Below are 19,424 nucleotides of genomic sequence, written 5' to 3' on the forward strand. Positions count from 1 at the left end.
TATCTTCGTCGACAATGACGCGGCACTGGCCCGCGGCTGGATCCAGGGCTACCCCAAGAAGCTGGGTAGCATCTTTCAGACGCGCAGCTTTACCGCCCCAAACCCGGCGGCCGCCCCCGTCGCAAAAGGAAGCCGCTTTGGTGCGAGCGTTTCGGCTCACGGCGAGCGCATGGCGACTGCCCGCATCCAGCTGGAAGGTGCTGTCCCGGATCCCACCAAGGTATTCAATCGTCCGACCATCATCCGTCGGTATTTCCCCCAGCTTACCGCGGGTCGCCAGGACAAGCCGGCCGTCAACGAGCTGACCTTGTCGAAGATGGACGATCTTACTTTCAGCGACGTCTGGTCCGGGAGCGCCGAACTGACGATCCCTGAAGTCGCAGGGGAGGACATGCACCGGATCGCTCCGCAGCGTGTCGGAAGGGGCTTTCGGTTCAGCATGTCCTATTCGGTCACCGACCTACCAATCCTGCGAGACTATCTGGCCTAGCCAACCGAAGCCCGATGCCGGGCTTCGATCGCAACCGAGCACACGAGCCCAACAGAAATGGAACCGAATCCATGAGCATGACTGCTGCGGAATACATGGCACGCACTCTCGCCCGGGCCGGTGTGGAACGCATCTATGGAGTTGTCGGGGATTCCTTGAACGGATTCACCGATGCGCTTGATCACCTGGAGACCATCGAGTGGATTCATATGCGTCACGAAGAGGGAGCGGCATTCGCGGCCTGCGCCGAGGCGCACCTCACCGGCAAGCTGGCTGTCTGCGCAGGCAGCTGCGGGCCGGGCAACCTGCACCTGATCAATGGGCTCTATGATGCGCAGCGCAGCAGGGTGCCCGTTCTCGCCATCGCCGCGCATATTCCGAGCAGCGAGATCGGCATCGACTTTTTCCAAGCAACTCATCCCGAGAACCTCTTCCGGGAATGCAGCCACTACGTCGAACTGGTGAGCCATCCGGACCAGCTGCCACAGGTGCTCGCCCGTGCGATGCGCGTCGCCCTCGCGCGCAAGGGTGTGGCCGTTGTCGTGCTGCCTGGTGACGTCGCGCTGCAGCACATCGAGAGACGAGTCTCGGCATGGGTGTTGCCGGCGGATCCATGCGTCCGCCCGAAGGGCAACGAACTGATGGGGCTTGCCCGCCTGCTGAACGAGGGCCGGCGCGTCACACTGTTTTGCGGAGCGGGTTGCGCCGGCGCTCACGACCAGGTCGTGGCGCTTGCCAGGAAGTTAAAGGCTCCGATCGTGCACGCTCTGCGAGGTAAGGAGCACCTTGAATACGACAATCCGTTCGATGTCGGCATGACTGGCCTGCTCGGTTTTGCGTCCGGCTATTGGGCGATGAAGAACTGCGACACGCTGCTAATGCTGGGAACCGATTTTCCCTACCGCCAATTCCTTCCCGACAACGCGAGGATAGCCCAGGTGGATATCCGGCCCGAGGCGCTCGGTAACCGTTGCGCGCTCGATGTTGGCGTTATTGGGGATGTGACGGACACGCTGGGCGCACTCCTTCCCCTCGTGCAGGAGAAGTCCGACACTTTCCATCTGGATGAGGCTCTCGCTGACTACCGCAAAGCCCGGGAAAGGCTTGACGGTCTGGCAGAAGGCCGGGTTGGAACGAAACTGATCCACCCCCAATACGTCAACAAGCTTGTCAGCGAACTGGCGGACGAGGATGCCATCTTCACCTGCGATGTTGGCACCCCGGTTGCCTGGGCGGCGCGATATCTCAAGATGAACGGGCGCCGGCGGCTGATCGGTTCCTTCAACCACGGCTCAATGGCCAATGCGATGCTGCATGCCATCGGGGCGCAGGCAACGTTCCCGAAGCGGCAGGTCGTCTCACTCTCAGGCGACGGCGGCTTCACCATGATGATGGGCGAGTTTGTGACGCTCATCCAGCACAAGCTGCCGGTCAAGGTCGTCGTGCTGAACAATGGCACTCTTGGGTTCGTTGAAATCGAGATGAAGGCGTCGGGGTTCCTCAACGTCGGCTGCGATCTCACCAATCCCAATTTCGCGGCGATGGCGGAAGCCATGGGCATCAAGGGTGTCCGGGTGGAGACGCCCCAAGATCTGGAAGCCGGCATTCGCGAGGTCCTCAGCCACGATGGTCCCGCGCTTTTGGATGTTGTCAGCGCCCGCCAGGAATTGGTGATGCCGCCGACCAAGACGTTCGACGAAGCGCAAAAATTCGGAATGTTCATGCTCAAGGCCGTCCTGGACGGCAGGGCCGGTGAACTTATCCACCTTGCCGAGGAAAACATTCGGCTCTAGCCGGCCCATGGAGATAGCCGATGCCGCTATACACTGTTGCTACGCAGGCCGGAGTGCTCAGCAGCGAAGCCAAGAGCGATCTGGCGGCCAAACTGACTGAGTTCCATTCGGAATATGCCGCCCTTCCGACGAACTGGGTGCACATCATCTTCCAGGAATACCCGCAGGGGAACGGATTCACGGCGGGCGAAGCTGCGGCGACGGCGGCGCTTACACTCGTCATACGAACCGGCAGGTCGGATGACTACAAGCGCAAGATGCTCGCGCGGCTCTGGGAACTGCTCCAGAGCGCAACTGGCGCAAAGAACGATCAAATCGTCATCGGGATTCAGGAGGTACCGGCTAGCCAAGCAATGGAGATGGGCAAGATCATGCCGGACGTCTCCTAAGAGCCGCGAGACGATCGCCTAGCTCGGCGAGGCGGCCCTTCGCTTCGCCTGAATGGCCGAGATCCGTCACACCTTCTTCTACCACGAGGATCGGACCATGGACCTTACCGCCCTCATGCTTTCGCGCATACAGTTCGCGGTTACCGTCTCGTTCCACATCATCTTTCCGGCTTTCACGGTCGGGCTCGCCGCGTGGCTTTGCGTGCTGGAAGCCATGTGGATGGCTACGGGCAAGCCAGTGTACCGAAGCCTCTCGGATTTCTGGCGCACTATATTTGCGGTCGCCTTCGGCTTGGGCGTGGTCTCGGGCATCGTACTGGCGTTCCAGTTCGGTACGAATTGGAGCGAACTCTCGCGCCGGACGGGCGCGATCCAGGGGCCGCTTCTTGGCTACGAAAGCTTCACCGCATTTGCGCTAGAGGCCAGCTTTTTTGGCGTGATGATGTTCGGACGCAGCCGCGTGCCGCGCTGGTTCTACCTTTTTGCATGCCTGATGGTCGCGCTGGGCACAACAATGTCCTCTTTCTGGATCATGGTGAACAACAGCTGGATGCAGTGGCCGGTCGGTTACAGGATGCTGCCCCCGGGCATATTCGAGCCGACAGACTGGCATGCGATCATTTTCAGCCCTGTCGTCTGGGTGCGTTTCCCTCACATGCTCCTGGCCGCCTACGTCACGTCGGCCTTCTGTATCGCCGCGACGGGAGCATGGCATCTGCTTCGCGGGCGCTTCAAGGCAGAGGCGCGCGTCATGCTGCGCATGGCGCTGGGCCTGGCCGCTTTGCTTGTCCCGGTGCAACTGGTCATTGGCCATCTCGTCGGCGACTACGTTCACGACAAGCAGCCGGCGAAGTTCGCCGCCATCGAGGCACGTTGGGAAGACGAGCAGCCGGCGTCCGAAGTGCTGATTGCATGGCCCAACGAGCGCACGGAATCAAACGATTATGCGATCAGCATCCCGTTTCTGGGCAGCCTGATTGCGTCCAACAGTCTGAGTTCGAAGGAAGTCGGCCTGAAGAGCTTTCCTGTTGGCGACCGTCCTCCTGTTCTGATCCCGTTCTTCGCGTTTCGCGTCATGGTCGGGTGCGGCCTGCTCATGCTCGCGCTAGCGTGGTATGGCTGCATTCAGATTGGACGCCAACGCCTTGAGCGCCAGCGCTGGCTGCTGTGGGCCGTCTTTCTGTCCTTTCCACTTGGTTTCATTGCAACTCTGACCGGCTGGTTCACAGCAGAGGTCGGTCGTCAGCCATGGACCGTGTATGGCCAGCTTCGGACAGCGGATGCTGTCACGCCCTTCCTGTCAACGGCGCAGGTAGCGACAACTCTGATCATGTTCGCCGTGGTGTACACCGTCATTTTCAGCGCGGGTGTCGTCTATATCTACCGACTGCTTCGGCGGGGGCCTGGCTCGCCGTCGCCCAACCCGCTGGATCGCACAAACCCCAAGAGACCCCTGTCGATAGCCGGCAACAGTCCGGGGGCTCAGAGAAGCGAAACGCCTCTAGTCGGGGAGGGCATGTCATGATCGAGTTCTGGACCGTTGCACTCGCGCTTACATTGATACTTTACGTGGTGCTCGATGGCTTAGATCTCGGGGTGGGGATGCTTCTTGCTCTCGCGCCGGACGAACGGCACCGACGCCAGATGCTCGCGGCTATCGCCCCCGTGTGGGACGGGAACGAAACCTGGCTGATCGTCACGGCATCAATCCTTTTCGGTATCTTTCCGCTGGTCTATGCGTCTCTACTGTCCGCTTTTTACCTGCCTCTGTTCCTCATGCTGGCGGGGCTCATCCTGCGCGGGATCTCTTTCGAGTTTCGTGAAAAGAGCATCCGTCGAAAGCGATTTTGGGACGGGTGCTTCATATTCGGCTCTCTTGTTGCGACCTTCATCCAGGGGATGACGGTGGGCGCGCTTGTGACCGGCCTGCCGATCGCGGACGGACAATATACGGGGGGCGCCTTCGGCTGGTACTCGCCCTTCGCGCTCTTTTGCGGGCTGGGCCTCTGTCTAGGCTACGCCATGCTGGGCGCCGGCTGGCTGGTCTGCAAGACGGAGGGCGACATCCAGACGATGGCCTTTCGCCTCCTGCCGAGGTTGCTCGGTGGCGTGCTTCTTTTCCTGACCGTGGCTTTTGTGGCCGCGCTCGGCCTTCAGTTACGTGTCATGGAACGATGGTTGGATCGTCCGGCACTCGTGATCTTCCCGATGATTGGCGTCGCTGCCACCTGGGCGATGTTCAGAGCCGTACGGCATCGTCAGGAACGTACGCCATTCCTCTGCGGTCTCGTTATCTTCGCGGCAGCCTTTGGAACCTTGGCGGTCTCCTTCTATCCCTACATGGTGCCGTTCTCGATCACAATCGCGGAAGCCGCCGCACCCCGGTCCAGCCAGGCGTTCCTCTTTTGGGGAGCCGGGCTGGTCGTGCTGCCGATCACGCTGGTCTATACGCTCGTCATCTACTTTCTCTTCAAAGGGAAGGTCGACCCAGAGGCCGACTATTCCAGCTGGAGTTCGGTCGATCCATCGAACGAAACGGAAGAAACCATTGTTAAGGTTCCACAATAGGTTGCACAACGCCCAATGGACAAACATATTCCCCGCGCGCGAAAGCGACGTCGCCGACCCAGCCCTGATGGTGCTCTCCCCCATGGCGATTACGGCATTCTGGTGGCCTGTATCGCTCACCGGCCACAATCGTTTGGATAGAGCAGGGCGGCGTCCGTGTGGTAGCAAACGTCCGTGGCGGGGCGACACCCATTCATCGTACCTTAACACTGTCAAAGAAGCGGTCGACCGGATCACGGCTCGTTTGACGATAGGACGGCACCGACCGACTGCTGACATCAAAGGACCGCTTAAAGCTTTAAGAATCTTACTCAAGCAAAGGAAAATTGCATGCTCCCAGGAATCATAGCTCGCCACACAGCGCTTCTAGCCGCTGCGGCAATTCTGCTCCCCACGACCATTCCTGCCTGGTCGGTAAATGCCCGGGTCGGAGTTCTTCAATGCGACACTTCGATAGGCATTGGCGAAATACTCGCGCGCAAGCAGACGATGACCTGCGATTTCACGCGCAGTGACGGCACGATCGAAAACTACACCGGAACGATTCACCAATATGGAATCGAGCTTGGCGAGATAAAGGAAGCTCATCTCGTCTGGGCGGTCGTTTCCGCATCCCTGGCCCGGGAGAACGGCCTGCTCTCCGGGAAGTACGAGGGAGTGCACGCAGAAGTGGCCGCTGGTTTCGGACTTGGCGCGGACATTCTCGTTGGCGGTACAGAAAAGGCCTTCGCGTTGCAGCCCCTCGCAGTCGAAGGGCAGACGGGCATCAATATTGCGGCAGGTGTCGAGCAGGTAGAGCTGTCCGCGACGAACTGACAAGGCCGACATTAGGACCGTGCGCCGGACTCTACGCTCGCGCGCCGCTTCGGCCTGTGTTTCGGCGTGCAAATTGACTAGTGGAGTAGGCCCCCCGGCGCGCAGGTCCTCGCGGATAGCCTCGCCATGCTTCGGGTCGTCAAGCAGACGTCGCAACTCCGTGTGGATGCGTGTTCGCTCGCTCTCCTGCGCGAGCATGTCCGGCATCCAATGCAGGGCCTGCACGACCCGCATCCCGGGCCGGCCAGCCCAGTAGAGGCGGCTTGGCGCGGCGTATTTGAAGTGAATGGCTGCCCAGCTTCATCGGTTTCAATCGTGCGTCGACCAGTACCTCGATCTTTGCGGGCGCGGCCGTGGTGAGGCCAGATCGCTGGCGGCCGTCATGCCGTCGATGAGGGCGCGCGCGTTGTCGCGCTGGGTCACGGCACGGATCATGGCTCGATAGTCGGGCACAGTCGACGCGACGGGCCTGTCTCTCCTATGCGCTGCCAGATCGAGCATCCTGCCTCCGCTGGCTTTCTTACAGAGCCAAGCCTCGACGCGACGAGACTTGGCCTGCGGCACGATAGCCGAGCTGCCACCTGGTTGCGATGATGATCTTGCCGGTCCTTCTGATTGGGCGGACATATTCCGCCGCATGGCTGCAGGTGAAACGCATGAGTCTGCCCCCGCAACGCCACCCGTCTTGGGAGAGCGCAAGTTTTACGTTGTAAAATTTCGTAAAACCTGATCAGTTCTGGGTTCAGATAGGGGCCGTGTTCCTGGGGTCAGCCACGCTTCTCTGGGGCTTTTTTTCGCGACTGCAAGGCAATTCAATGACTGGAGGGGAGACAGTCAGAGGAAGGGTGTTTGTCGTCGATGATGACACCAATCTCCTCCTGGCATTGAAACAGCTTTTGTCTGCGGCGGGGTGGAGCGTTGAGGTCTTTTCCTCGACCTCCGACTTCGAAGCTCGCATCATGCCGTCCGAGCCCGGCATACTCCTGTTGGACGTAGAGTTTCCGGGCGATACCGGCCTGGAACTCCAGGGTAGGTTGGCTGCGCGCAATGACGAGCGTCCGGTTATCTTCATGACCGGTCGGGACGAGGTGGCTCTCGCAGTCCAGGCCATGCGAAGCGGCGCGTTCGATTACCTGGTGAAGCCGTTCGCGGAAAAAGCACTGATAGAAGTCTTGACGCGCGCGTCGGGCATTGAAGTAAGTCGCCAACAAGAACGAGACGAAGAACTCCGGATCGAGAGGGCGTACGACAGTCTGTCGCCGCGCGAGACGGAGGTTATGTCTCATGTCGTAGCGGGCAAGCTCAATAAGCAGATCGCAAACGACATGGCTTTGGCCGAGATCACGGTCAAGGTTCATCGTGCTCGCATGATGAAAAAGATGAAGGCGTCTTCCGTTGCGGCCCTTGTTAGGTTGCACGAACGCCTGCGCCGACGGTGAAGATGTCAAATTCCGAGCCCCGATCGAGTACAATGGGGCCGCTGCTCGTCGCAACAATCATCTACACCATTTTCCTGGTGGCAATGCAGCCTCTCTTTGACGTAGGTCGTGTGCCGGTCATCAATCCTACGCCGATGTTGTTCGGCGTCGGATTGATCATGACGCGTGGCTGGCATCGTCTTTGGGTCTTTCCCTTCGTTGCCATGGCAACCTTCATATCCGTCTGGTGGGCGGATGGCGAAATCGATCCCGTCACCGTCGTGGGAACGTCTTTTTCCCGCGCCGGCGGCATCCTGCTCTTCGTGATCTTCCTGGAAATGCTGTTGCCGTCCGGCGTTGACGTGCGGCGCGTTTGGCATGTTCTGGCGATTGCCGTGGCGATGCTCGCGTCTCTCCTGGCACGCAGTTACCTGTTGCCATACCTGGTGCCGGAAAGTGTCACAACCGGGCCATCCGTCGCCGTCAGGTTCATCGACGCCTTTGTGCCGAATACGCGAAATGCCATCTGGACCTCCAGTATCGCACAGGCCGCCGGGCTGCTGGGGATGGTGGCGCTCGCGCCTCCCGTGCTTCTGCTCCTGAAATCGCCATGGAGATGGCCTTCCCTTCGGGAGGGCGTCATCAGCGTCCTGGCTGGCGGAATGGTCTTTTCACTGGTCTGGTTCATCTTCAATCGGTCGGACGGTTCTCTGCTTTTTCTCATAACAGTCGCCATGATTGTCGTGACCTTTTCCTCAGGCTTTCTCTCGGCGTCGCTGGGCGTCCTGGGAATCGGCATGACTGCACTGGCAATACAATTAAACAACCTCCGGCTGGGTATCGTCAGCGTCCTGGATATCGAGACGCTCACAGTGCAGTGCTTTCTCGCTGCTACGACCCTTGTAACACTGCTCGTTGGAGCGGCGCTCGAGACGCGCAAACTGTTCCAGATGCAATCGGAGCTGGACCGACGGGCGGCAGAGAATGCCAACGCCGTGAAATCACGTTTCCTCGCTACCATGAGCCATGAAATCAGATCGCCCTTGGCGAGCCTGGCTCTTCTAACTTCCGGTTTGCTGAAGACGACGTCGGCTCGTGACGAGCGAGTGGAGTCGTTACGGATCATCGACAACATCAGCAATCATGTTCTGAACCTCCTCAACGGTGTGCTGAATTACACTCGCTTCGAAGCGGAAGGCCACACGCTTCACCGCAGTCTGACCAATGTCAGCATTCTCGTCCGAAATGTTGCAGCCACTCTCCTCGCTCAGGCTCAGGAAAAAGGCATCGAACTTGAGATAGGCCACTCCGATCCCACCCTTGAGCTTCAGTTGGATCCGGAGCGTGTGAGCCAAGTGCTCATAAATCTAGTAAGCAATGGACTGCAGCATGCGAAAGCCAGAGTGTCGATTGCTTTCGCTTTAGTGGGAAACACCCATGATCGGCTGCGGGTAACTGTGGCGGATGATGGTTCCGGCATACCTGACGCCTCTCTTGAGCACATTTTCGAGCCATACTATCGAGCTGAAGGTCATTCTCGAACCGGCCGCATGGGGCTGGGCCTCGCGATCAGCAGCGAAATCGTTTCTCTGATGGGTGGTACAATCGGTGTGGAGCGCGGGCCTGGGCAGAATACGGTTTTCTGGTTTGAGGTTCCGTCAACAACATTCCCTGAATCAGACCGCGAGTTGGAGGATACCGACCCAACGGCGACCGATTCAAAAGCCCCGTAGGGACTTCGTTATACCCATGTACAACTAGCACGATACGATATTTTCCCATCACTTTCCCCGACGGCAGCCGAAAAAACGGTTGTGCCCGGTGACGCAATCTACGCAAAAAAGGCTCTGCGATGGGGATCACGGCCAGAGATGTACGCCTCAAGTCCGACAGATGGCTTGGAGAAGAGGCAGTGGTTGGACGACGCGAACACAACCGTTACGCAGTTCCATCGGCCAACTGGCAGGGCAGGATTAGTCCCATGCCCCGACTGCAGACCGCCGGCGACCCCGACCCCAAAAGCGATTCTGCCACGATTGAACTTGCTGCGCCGAAAGAAGGCGAGACTGCAAGCGCCACGGCAGCGTCCACCGATGGATGTGAGAGCATTTGTTTTGGCCCCTTCTGTTTGAACGGACCCTCCCGATTGCTGGAAAGAGAGGGTGCGCCGGTCGCCATCGGCGGCCGGGCCCTCGATCTGCTGATCGCGTTAACGTCGCGACCCGGAGAAATTCTCTCGGGTCGAGAGCTTCTTGCCCTTGTATGGCCGCGCGTTACCGTGGAGGAAGCCAATCTTCGCGTGTGCATCGCTGCACTTCGCAAGGCACTTGGCGACGGCAGGGGAGACGCGCGCTACATAATTAACGTCGCCGGCCGCGGCTATATGTTTGCCGCCCCGGTCAGACCCAGGGATGCCAGTGTCGTCCGGCCGGCCGTGCCCTTCGCAACTCCCGAACAACCATCAAGCCTGCCCGCACCTGCGCTTTTCATGGTTGGCCGGAACGAGACGGTCGATACCTTGGCGCTGCTATTGCTGTCGCGCCGCTTCATAACAGTAGTTGGACCGGGCGGGATTGGAAAAACTACCGTGGCGATCGCAGCTGCCAATGCATTGCGTGAAAAGTTTGCCGAAGATGCCGCCTATTTCGTAGATCTCGGTTTCCAAACCAATCAGGATGCCGTTTCACAGGCGGTGGCGGCAGCGTTGCGGTGTGATGTGCACAGCGTCGATGCGGAATCTTCGCTGGTAGCATTCCTTGCCAACAAGAAAATCCTGATTGTCCTCGACAACTGCGAGCACCTGATAGAGGCGGTAGCGCCGCTGGCGGAGCGTCTTGTTCGAGATGCCCCCGGGGTACATCTGCTCGCGACAAGCCGGGAGGCATTGCGGGTCGAGGGCGAGACTGTTCACTTGCTCTCCCCGTTGGAATGTCCTCCAGTAGATGTTCTTTCGGCTGATGCCGCGTTGGCTTGGCCGGCCGTTCAACTTTTTATTGAGCGAGCGGTAGCGAGTGGGCACAGTAGCGAGCTCGTCGACGCCGATGCTCCGATCGTGGCTGACATTTGCCATCGTCTCGATGGCATTCCGTTGGCCATTGAACTGGCAGCAAGCCGTGTGGGTGCGTTGGGGATCGGTGGGGTCTCCGAGCTTCTCGACAACTACGCCGAAATGCTGTTTCAAGGCCGCCGCAGCGCGATGCCGCGGCATCAGAGCATGGAAGCTGTGCTCGATTGGAGCTTCAATTTGCTGTCGACACACGAGCAAGAAATATTTTGCCGGCTGTCGACATTTGCTGGGCGATTTGAACTAGAAGCGGTGGATGCACTTCTCGGCGCTGACTATAGCGAGCCGCGGGCGCTCAGCAGGGTGATCGCCAGTCTGGTGGACAAATCTCTTATAAGTATTTCGTCGGGGCAGGGCAGAACGTACCTTCGATTCCTGCACACTACGCGCGCATATGCTGGCGCAAAGCTTCTGACGATGGAAGAGACACAGCATGTCACGAAGTGGCATGTCGGTAGCGTTATCAATGGTATTGGAGTGCGAGCCACTTAGATCGAGCAGAACAGGCCATCAAGGGTAAGCGCGTGACCGAGCCTTCAGTCACGATGTCTCCGCTTCTTTGCCTCGCGTTCCGAAAAGCCGACAGGCAGAAATCCACCCCTTTTCTTCCATATCTGCGAGGCCGTGCAAATGTCGCGGCACCTAATTTCCATGCTGCATGTAGCCGCCAACTCTTGAAGGCTGCATGTGATCGAACTCTGGAAACTGGTTGCAGCGTTGCAGCCAAGAAACCGGCGACTGTTCCGACCTTTGCGTTCAACCAGTTGTTCAACATGGCATGCCGGGCATTGCCGGACGAGCTCTCGGTCGATCGTCTCAAATCTCAGATTGTCGCCCGCAATCTCAGAAAGCTTCCGGACCCTTTGCAAAGATGCGTCCACAGTCGTGGTAACGATGAGTCGGGCCACGTTTCCCACTCGGGTCATGGCGTCGTTCTACGGGCCGGGCTGTTGGCGGAGCTGAAGCCCAAGGGTCTTCACTCGTCCGGGCCGCCATCCCTGACGCTGAAGAGGGAACAGACGTCGTATGTTCAAGGTCCTTACGCTGGATCGACTGTCGTCGTCAGCTTCGCCGCCGCTGGCGGGAGGACGCGCGACGGCTTCTCTCCGCTGAGGAGCTCGGCACCTATTGCGAGGCGCAGCGCCGGGCGACCCGCGCTCGTGTTCGTCGCGACAGAGGTGAATTCTACCACTGGGCAAAGGCCGCGGCGGAAATCGCCCGCATCTCGCGGCAGGTGGAAATGGACATCGGTGTGCTGCGCACGATCGTCGCCGATGAAGAAAGCCGGCAAAACTGATCGTGAAAACCGTGCCGCTTGCGTGCTTCTGCCGGCAAGGGAAGCTGACGCCGACGCGGTTCCGTCGCTGGCGACCGGCAAAAATGCTAGTTGACCGCCGCGCCCTTGCCGGCCTTGCTCTTCGCGGCCGCCGGTCTTCGCCCCGAAAGGATCGGGAGCGGGAATCGGATAAGAGGAGCACAAGAGGTGTCGGCGCGAAGAATGGGCAAGACAGATCTAGAAGAGTTGCGCGGGAAGGTGCCCTGCAGCGCTGTGCTGGAGGAGGTAGGGTTCGCGCTCGACCTCAAGGAAAGCACGCGCAAGGCCATGAAATATCGCCGTGGCGCCGAGATCATGATCGTCATTCATGATGGCAAGGGCTGGTTCGACCCGCTTGGCGACGACAAGGGTGACGTCTTCAGTCTCGTTGAACATCTGCGGGGCGTGCGCTTCGTCGAAGCAATGCACGAAGTCGCCAGTCTCATTGGCTTTGTCCCATCGCATCCGGTCTGGGAACGGCAAGCGCGCGAGAACGAGCCGGACCTGTCCATCCCCGAACGCTGGCGCGCCCGTCGCAAGCCATGGAAAGGCTCCGCTACCTGGCGCTATCTCCACGACGAGCGCGGCCTGCCCGAGCGGATTATCCGCATCGCCATATCCGCCAATCTTGTGCGAGAAGGCCCGCATGGCAGCATGTGGGCTGCCCATACCGATGGCGATGGCGCTCTCACCGGCTGGGAGGAGCGCGGTCCCGATTGGCGCGGTTTTGCGTCAGGGGGCGCCAAGGTGCTGTTCCGTCTTGGCCGGTCGGATGCACTTCGCCTCTGCGTTACCGAGGCCGCGATCGACGCGATGAGCCTGGCGGCGATCGAAGAGATGCGGCCCGGCTCGTTCTATCTCAGCGCGGGCGGCGGCTGGTCGCCGGCGACATCGGAGGCGCTGCGCACCCTGGCCAGTCGGCCCGGTTCGCAGATCGTTGCGGCGACGGACGCCAATAGCCAGGGCCAGGTCTTCGTCGACCGCCTGCGCGAGATCGCTGAGAATGTCTGTTGCGACTGGGTTCGGCTGACGCCACCCGCCGAGGACTGGAACGACGCCCTGCGGATGCGGAACAGGCAAGAGGAGGAGGAAAGAGAGGAGGGAGGAGAGGAGGGAGGAGAAGGCCTGCCGCATGCCCGCCGGTCGCCTCAAGGGTGAAGCTTCGCCCGGCTGCGCCGGCCCTTGACCCGCCCGGACGGAGAGGCGGCTGTGGAGGAGGGGTCCGGAAGGGCTGAAGACGATGGTGATCCACGAGGATGAACCGCGCTCCGGCCCGCAAATGGCCAGGAGCCTCCACATGACCCTTCAAACTTCTATCCGCAAGATCTACCAGGGTGTCGTCGATCGCCGGCAAATGTTCCGTCTGTTCGACCGCCATGCCCAGCGGCCCAATCGTTGGGACAAGGACGACAGCGCGCTGTTCGCAGGCGAGTGGTTCGAGATCGCGCGGGCCGAACACGACTACATGCTCGACATTCTGCCGCCGCTTTGGATGCGTGGTGAAATGTTCGCCATGCGCGAGTTTCTGACCGATACGATCACCAGCGTCTTCTACACCCTGCGCATCGACGGAAAGGTGCGCCACTTCCATGCCTATTGCGACCTGTTGCAGGCCCGCTCTCCTGTCGAGACGCGTGACGCCATCGTCGGGCGCGAGTCCTGGCCGGTGAAGGCGATGACGCATGAGGAGCGCATCGAACATATCTGGTCCGCGACCCATGACGAATATCGCGGTTATGCCGGCGAGCGCTGGCTTCCAGAGTTTCGCGGCAAGCGCACCGTGCTGGTCTACGGCCGTCACGGCGGCACGATGCTGAAGCTGCTCGAAGAACTCACCGAGGACGAGATCCAGGCCAAGCTACCGGTGCATCTGCGATACCTGCCCGCACGGCGCGCGGCCTGATGGGGAGGTTGCCATGTTCACCTTCCCGATTGTCGCGGTCCGCAAGATCATCGCGCGAGGGGTTGCCGATGCGGCCGCCAATGGCGGTTTTCGCAATCCCTATTATGGCTCTCGCCCCGGCGAGGGTGAAATATCCGGCCTGTGGCTGGTCGGCGACGAGGGCGTCTACATCCTCTCCAACGGCAAGCTGGCCGAGGGGCAAAAGGCGCTCGTCATCTATGCCGAGCAGTGCCATCCCAAGGGCAATATCGACTGGTGGGACTACAAGCGCCGCTATTTCGGCACCGATGACGGCATCGAATTCATCGAGGCCGATCGGCTGATCCCGCTGTTCGACCGCAACATGCGTGCCACGCACCTCAACGTGCAGCTCACCGAGACTGAAATCGCGCTCTCGCTGATCACCCGCTGACCCTTTCCAAACCCGCGGCGCCGATCGCCCTGCCGACCCACTCGGCCGGGGGACCGCGCACGCCATCACCTATGGAGACATCCGCAATGTGCAACGACGACCCTTTCACACTTGACCTGTTTGGCAATACCGCACTTTCGTCCGGGCTCGGCCTCGGGGTCACCGCCTTTGGCGGAGATTTCGCCGCCAACGATGTCGATGACGATCCGCTACCGACTGCACCGGCGCCGGCCATGCCAGTGCCCAAAACGACATCGACGTCACAGCGAGCGGCGCCATCGGTGGCCGGCGCCAACTTTCATCTGTCCGGCAGCCGTGATCTTGCCCGTGGCTGGAAGCAGCGGGCCAGGGATAGCCTTGCAGCAATCCGACTCGCCGCCGAGATCGAGGCCGAGGACCGCCCGGCGACGCCCGAGGAACAGGCGCGCCTCATCAGGTTCACCGGCTTCGGTGCGTCGGACCTCGCAAATGGTGTGTTGCGCCGTCCTGGCGTTGATGGATTCCGAGCTGGGTGGGATGAGATCGGAAGCGATCTGGAAGATGCGGTCTCGAGGGCCGAATATGCCTCGCTCGCGCGCTGTACTCAGTATGCGCATTTTACGCCGGAGTTTATCGTCCGTGCAATCTGGTCCGGCCTGCAACATATCGGCTGGCGTGGGGGCAGGGTGCTCGAGCCTGGCATCGGCACGGGCCTGTTCCCGGCACTGATGCCGGAGGAAATGCGCGATGCGGTCCACGTCACCGGCGTGGAACTCGATCCGGTCACGGCACGCGTCGCCCGCCTGCTCCAGCCCTGCGCCCGCATCATCAACGCAGACTTCGCGCGAACCGACCTGCCGGCCAAGTTCGATCTCGCCATCGGCAATCCGCCATTCTCGGATCGCACCGTGCGTTCGGACCGCGCCTATCGCTCGATGGGGCTACGACTCCACGACTACTTCATCTCCCGGTCGCTCGATCTTCTGAAGCCGGGCGGACTGGCCGCGTTCGTCACGTCGCATGGCACGATGGACAAGGCGGACTGTTCGGCTCGCGAGCATATCGCGAAGTCAGCCGACCTGATCGCGGCGATCCGCCTGCCCGAGGGCAGCTTCCGCGCCGATGCCGGCACGGATGTCGTCGTCGACATCCTCTTCTTCCGCAAGAGAATGTCCGACGAGGCGGAAGGCGACTTGTCCTGGCTCGATCTGGATGAAGTGCGCCCGGCCGATGGCGATGAGGCCGCTATTCGCGTGAACCGCTGGTTTGTGCGCCATCCTGATTTCGTGCTTGGCACGCACGCCGAGACCTCTGGACCTTTCGGTGAAACCTATACTTGCCTGCCGCATCAGGGCGTCGATCTGGAGCGGGCACTCGCCTCCGCCGTCTCCCTTCTTCCGGAAGCCCTCTATGACGGCGAGCCGGAGGAGCTCGACCTCCATGCCGAAAGCGTTGCTGCCGATGGCGCCGGTCCGGTTCCGGACAGCGCCGCTGTCCGCGAGGGCAGTTTCTTCGTTGGGAAAAACGCGGCGCTGATGCAGCTGGTCGACGGCGCTCCCGTCACCATTGCCGTGCGCAAGGGTAGATCCAGTGACGGCGTGCCGGAGAAGCACGCCCGCATCATCCGCAAGTTGATTCCGATCCGCGATGCGGTGCGCGAGGTGCTGAAGGCGCAAGAGCTCGACTGGCCCTGGAAGCCGGCGCAAGTAAAACTGCGCATTGCCTGGTCCAACTTCGTCCGGGAGTTCGGACCGATCAACTTCACCACCGTCTCTGTCAGTGAGGAGGACGAGACCGGCGAGGTCCGCGAGACGCATCGTCGCCCGAACCTGCAGCCCTTCCTCGACGATCCCGATTGCTGGCTGGTCGCCTCGATCGAGGACTACGACCTCGAGACCAATACGGCGCGTCCCGGCCCGATTTTCACCGAGCGGGTCATCGCGCCACCTTCTGCCCCGATCATCACCTCGGCAGCCGACGCATTGGCCGTCGTCCTGAACGAACGGGGTCATGTGGACATCGATCACATCGCGGAACTGCTGCATGCCGATGGTGATGCCGTCATAGCCGAACTGGGCGACGCCATCTTCCGCGACCCGGAGACCGGTCCGTGGCAGACAGAGGATGCCTATCTTTCCGGCCAGGTCCGCGGCAAGCTCAAGGCCGCGGAAGCCGCCGCGGTGCTGGATCCGGTCTTCGAGCGCAATGTCCGGGCGCTGCTCGACGTGCAGCCCGCCGATCTCGGTCCCTCCGATATTACCGCCCGCCTCGGTGCGCCGTGGATTCCGGCCACCGACGTCGTCGCCTTCGTCAAGGAGACGATGGGCGCTGACATCAAGATCCACCATATGCCCGAGCTTGCATCCTGGACGGTCCAGGCCCGGCAGTTGGGCTGGATGGCCACCGGCACCTCTGAATGGGGTACGGAACGCCGACACGCGGGCGAGCTGATCGCCGATGCCCTCAACAGCCGCGTGCCGCAGATCTTCGACATCATTAAGGAGGGCGATAGCGAGCGTCGCGTCCTCAATGTCGTCGACACCGAAGCTGCGAAGGAAAAACTGACCAAGATCAAGACTACCTTCCAGGCCTGGATCTGGTCCGATACCGATCGCACCGACCGGCTGGCGCGGGTCTACAATGACCGCTTCAACAACATTGCCCCGCGAAGATTCAACGGGGATCATCTCCAGCTACCGGGCGCCTCAGGCGCCTTTTCTCTGTACGGGCATCAGAAGCGCGGCATCTGGCGCATCATCTCGGCCGGCTCGACCCATCTCGCCCACGCTGTCGGCGCGGGCAAGACTATGACGATGGCGGCAGCCGTCATGGAGCAGAAGCGTCTTGGACTGATCGCCAAGGCCATGATGGTGGTTCCCGGCCATTGCCTGGCGCAAGCCGCGCGCGAGTTCCTGGCGCTTTATCCGACGGCTCGCATTCTCGTTGCCGACGAGACCAACTTTATCAAGGACAAGCGGCATCGCTTCCTGTCGCGCGCCGCAACGGCGACCTGGGACGCCATCATCATTACCCATTCGGCCTTCCGCTTTATCGACGTGCCATCTGCTTTCGAGCAACAGATGATCCAGGACGAGCTCAAGCTTTACGAGACCCTCCTGACCAGGGTCGAAAGCGATGACCGCGTTTCGCGCAAGCGCCTCGAGCGCCTGAAGGAGGGACTGCAGGAACGGCTCGAATCCCTGTCGACCCGCAAGGACGACCTGCTCACCATTTCCGAGATCGGCATCGACCAGATCATCGTCGACGAGGCCCAGGAGTTCAGGAAACTCTCTTTCGCCACCAACATGTCGACGTTGAAAGGAATCGATCCGAACGGCTCGCAGCGCGCCTGGGATCTCTATGTCAAATCTCGGTTCGTCGAGACCAGGAATCCGGGCAGGGCGCTTGTGCTGGCGTCGGGCACGCCGATCACCAATACGCTGGGCGAGATGTTCTCGGTGCAGCGCTATCTCGGCTTCGAGGCGCTGCACCAGCGCGGCCTGCATGAGTTCGACGCCTGGGCGAGCACGTTTGGCGATGTCACCACAGAGCTCGAGTTGCAGCCGAACGGCAAGTACAAGCCGGTCACCCGCTTTGCGACCTTCGTCAATGTCCCCGAACTGATCGCCATGTTCCGGTCCTTTGCGGATGTTGTCATGCCCGAGGATTTGCGCGCCTACGTCAAGATCCCCGCGCTTTCGACCGGCACGCGGCAGATCAGAACGTCGAAGCCTTCGGCTACCTTCAAGCGCTACCAGGTCCTGCTCGATGCCCGGATCAAGGCGATCGAGGCCCGCGAGGGCCCGCCTCAGCCCGGTGACGATATACTGCTCTCCGTCATCACCGATGGTCGTCATGCCGCGATCGACCTGCGTCTGGTCGATGCCGGCAATGACAATGAGCCCGACAACAAGCTCAACGACCTCGTCGGCAATGCCTTCCGCATCTGGCGCGAGACCGCAGACGGCACCTATGTCCGGCCGGACGGCAAGCCGTTCGAGTTGACGGGCGCCGCGCAGATGATCTTTTCCGATCTCGGCACCATCAGCGTCGAAAAGACGCGCGGCTTCTCGGCCTATCGCTGGATTCGCGACGAGCTCGTGCGCATGGGTGTCCCGGCCTCCGAAATCGCCTTCATGCAGGACTTCAAGAAGTCCGAGGCCAAGCAGCGCCTGTTCGGGGACGTCCGGGCCGGCAAGGTGCGGTTCCTGATCGGCAGCTCCGAGACCATGGGCACCGGGGTCAATGCCCAGCTTCGTCTCAAGGCGCTCCATCATCTCGACGTGCCCTGGCTGCCCTCGCAGATCGAGCAGCGTGAGGGCCGTATCCAGCGTCAGGGCAACCAGCATGATGTGGTCGATATCTTCGCCTATGCCACGGAAGGCTCGATGGACGCCCAGATGTGGCAGAACAATGAGCGCAAGGCGCGCTTCATCGCCGCGGCCCTCTCCGGGGATACCTCGATCCGGCGGCTCGAGGATATGGGCGAGGGGCAGGCCAACCAGTTCGCCATGGCCAAGGCCATTGCATCCGGCGATCCGCGCCTCATGCAGAAGGCGGGCCTCGAGGCCGACATGGCCCGTCTCGATCGGCTCCGCGCCGCGCACCAGGACGATCAGTTCGCCATCCGCCGCCAGATCCGTGACGCCGAGCGCGACATCGAACACGCCACCCGGCATATCGGTGAGATCGGGCAGGATATCGAGAGGCTCGTGCAGACCACGGGCGACGCGTTCCGTATGGAGGTGGGCGAGGAAACCTTTGTCGAGCGCAAGGCCGCGGGCAGGGCGCTGATGAAAGAAATCCTGACCCTCGTGCAACTCAGCCAGGAGGGCGATGTGGCCATTGCAGCGTTGGGCGGGTTCGACCTCCAATATTGTGGCGAGCGGTTCGGCAAGGACGGATACCGCTACACCACCATCCTGGTGCGCACCGGCGTCGACCATGAGATCGAATTGCCGGTGACCACCACGCCGCTCGGCGCGGTCTTCCGCCTCGAGCACGCGCTGTCCGGCTTCGAGGACGAGCAGGAACGCTATCGCCAGCGGCTGGCCGATGCCGAGCGACGGCTTTCGTCCTCCCGCTTACGGCAGGGCGGCGAATTCGCCTTCGCCGAGGAGCTGGCGGCCAAGCGTACGCAACTTGCCGAAATCGAGAAATCGCTCGCAGCCGATACAGATGGCGGAGGTAACGTCAAGGCGATTGCCCCTTGATCGGATTTGAGGGCCTGTTCCGCTTGATGGCACAGCAGGCTCGTGTCGTGTTTTCCATTGTGGA

The 19,424-nt window shown here is 61.0% G+C and carries 13 protein-coding genes; all 13 read left to right on the forward strand.

Annotated elements, in window-relative coordinates; genetic code table 11:
- Positions 1-490: acetoacetate decarboxylase family protein (locus ACSQ3E_RS28845; protein ID WP_436125296.1), on the forward strand; the 490-nt coding region annotated here is incomplete at its 5' end.
- A gap of 71 nt (positions 491-561) precedes the next feature.
- Positions 562-2,283, forward strand: coding sequence for a ubiquinone-dependent pyruvate dehydrogenase (poxB, locus tag ACSQ3E_RS28850; RefSeq protein ID WP_263008400.1), 1,722 nt, complete (start codon positions 562-564; stop codon positions 2,281-2,283).
- A 20-nt stretch (positions 2,284-2,303) separates the two neighbouring features.
- Entirely contained in the window at positions 2,304-2,672 is a 369-nt protein-coding gene (locus tag ACSQ3E_RS28855) for a tautomerase family protein (protein WP_263008401.1), read from the forward strand.
- A gap of 97 nt (positions 2,673-2,769) precedes the next feature.
- A complete protein-coding gene (locus ACSQ3E_RS28860; protein WP_263008402.1) occupies positions 2,770-4,197 on the forward strand; it encodes a cytochrome ubiquinol oxidase subunit I in 1,428 nt (475 codons plus the stop codon).
- A complete protein-coding gene (cydB, locus tag ACSQ3E_RS28865) occupies positions 4,194-5,240 on the forward strand; it encodes a cytochrome d ubiquinol oxidase subunit II (protein ID WP_263008403.1) in 1,047 nt (348 codons plus the stop codon). The genes ACSQ3E_RS28860 and cydB overlap by 4 nt, the downstream gene beginning before the upstream one ends.
- 330 nt (positions 5,241-5,570) lie before the next feature.
- Positions 5,571-6,056: a DUF992 domain-containing protein gene (locus tag ACSQ3E_RS28870; protein ID WP_263008404.1), complete on the forward strand. Its 486-nt coding sequence runs from the start codon at positions 5,571-5,573 to the stop codon at positions 6,054-6,056.
- Between the two features lie 845 nt (positions 6,057-6,901).
- Positions 6,902-7,495, forward strand: coding sequence for a response regulator transcription factor (locus tag ACSQ3E_RS28875; RefSeq protein ID WP_263008405.1), 594 nt, complete (start codon positions 6,902-6,904; stop codon positions 7,493-7,495).
- 32 nt (positions 7,496-7,527) lie between these two features.
- Positions 7,528-9,207 (forward strand): sensor histidine kinase, encoded by a 1,680-nt coding sequence (locus ACSQ3E_RS28880; RefSeq protein WP_263008406.1) that lies wholly within the window; start codon positions 7,528-7,530, stop codon positions 9,205-9,207.
- A gap of 248 nt (positions 9,208-9,455) precedes the next feature.
- Positions 9,456-11,030 (forward strand): ATP-binding protein, encoded by a 1,575-nt coding sequence (locus ACSQ3E_RS28885; RefSeq protein WP_263008407.1) that lies wholly within the window; start codon positions 9,456-9,458, stop codon positions 11,028-11,030.
- Positions 11,031-12,036: 1,006 nt separating this feature from the next.
- Positions 12,037-13,011 carry a DUF3991 and toprim domain-containing protein gene (locus ACSQ3E_RS28890; RefSeq protein ID WP_263008429.1) on the forward strand — a complete coding sequence of 325 codons (975 nt, stop codon included), beginning with the start codon at positions 12,037-12,039 and terminating at the stop codon, positions 13,009-13,011.
- A gap of 139 nt (positions 13,012-13,150) precedes the next feature.
- Entirely contained in the window at positions 13,151-13,756 is a 606-nt protein-coding gene (locus ACSQ3E_RS28895; protein WP_263008408.1) for a DUF1419 domain-containing protein, read from the forward strand.
- 13 nt (positions 13,757-13,769) lie between these two features.
- Positions 13,770-14,168, forward strand: coding sequence for a DUF3085 domain-containing protein (locus ACSQ3E_RS28900; protein WP_263008409.1), 399 nt, complete (start codon positions 13,770-13,772; stop codon positions 14,166-14,168).
- 86 nt (positions 14,169-14,254) lie between these two features.
- The gene (locus ACSQ3E_RS28905; RefSeq protein WP_263008410.1) at positions 14,255-19,360 is read left to right on the forward strand and encodes an Eco57I restriction-modification methylase domain-containing protein; all 5,106 of its coding nucleotides are present in this window, start codon (positions 14,255-14,257) and stop codon (positions 19,358-19,360) included.
- Positions 19,361-19,424: the final 64 nt, after the last annotated feature.

Source organism: Aminobacter sp. LjRoot7 (assembly GCF_964252895.1).
Taxonomy (GTDB): Bacteria; Pseudomonadota; Alphaproteobacteria; order Rhizobiales; family Rhizobiaceae; genus Aminobacter; species Aminobacter aminovorans_B.

Excerpts from the sequence above, each read along its gene's own strand:
- ACSQ3E_RS28860 (WP_263008402.1), top strand. The coding sequence starts at position 2,770 with ATGGACCTTACCGCCCTCATGCTTTCGCGCATACAGTTCGCGGTTACC.
- cydB (WP_263008403.1), top strand. The coding sequence starts at position 4,194 with ATGATCGAGTTCTGGACCGTTGCACTCGCGCTTACATTGATACTTTAC.
- ACSQ3E_RS28880 (WP_263008406.1), top strand. The coding sequence starts at position 7,528 with ATGGGGCCGCTGCTCGTCGCAACAATCATCTACACCATTTTCCTGGTG.
- ACSQ3E_RS28905 (WP_263008410.1), top strand. The coding sequence starts at position 14,255 with ATGTGCAACGACGACCCTTTCACACTTGACCTGTTTGGCAATACCGCA.
- ACSQ3E_RS28870 (WP_263008404.1), top strand. The coding sequence starts at position 5,571 with ATGCTCCCAGGAATCATAGCTCGCCACACAGCGCTTCTAGCCGCTGCG.
- poxB (WP_263008400.1), top strand. The coding sequence starts at position 562 with ATGAGCATGACTGCTGCGGAATACATGGCACGCACTCTCGCCCGGGCC.
- ACSQ3E_RS28895 (WP_263008408.1), top strand. The coding sequence starts at position 13,151 with ATGACCCTTCAAACTTCTATCCGCAAGATCTACCAGGGTGTCGTCGAT.
- ACSQ3E_RS28890 (WP_263008429.1), top strand. The coding sequence starts at position 12,037 with ATGGGCAAGACAGATCTAGAAGAGTTGCGCGGGAAGGTGCCCTGCAGC.
- ACSQ3E_RS28885 (WP_263008407.1), top strand. The coding sequence starts at position 9,456 with ATGCCCCGACTGCAGACCGCCGGCGACCCCGACCCCAAAAGCGATTCT.
- ACSQ3E_RS28855 (WP_263008401.1), top strand. The coding sequence starts at position 2,304 with ATGCCGCTATACACTGTTGCTACGCAGGCCGGAGTGCTCAGCAGCGAA.
- ACSQ3E_RS28900 (WP_263008409.1), top strand. The coding sequence starts at position 13,770 with ATGTTCACCTTCCCGATTGTCGCGGTCCGCAAGATCATCGCGCGAGGG.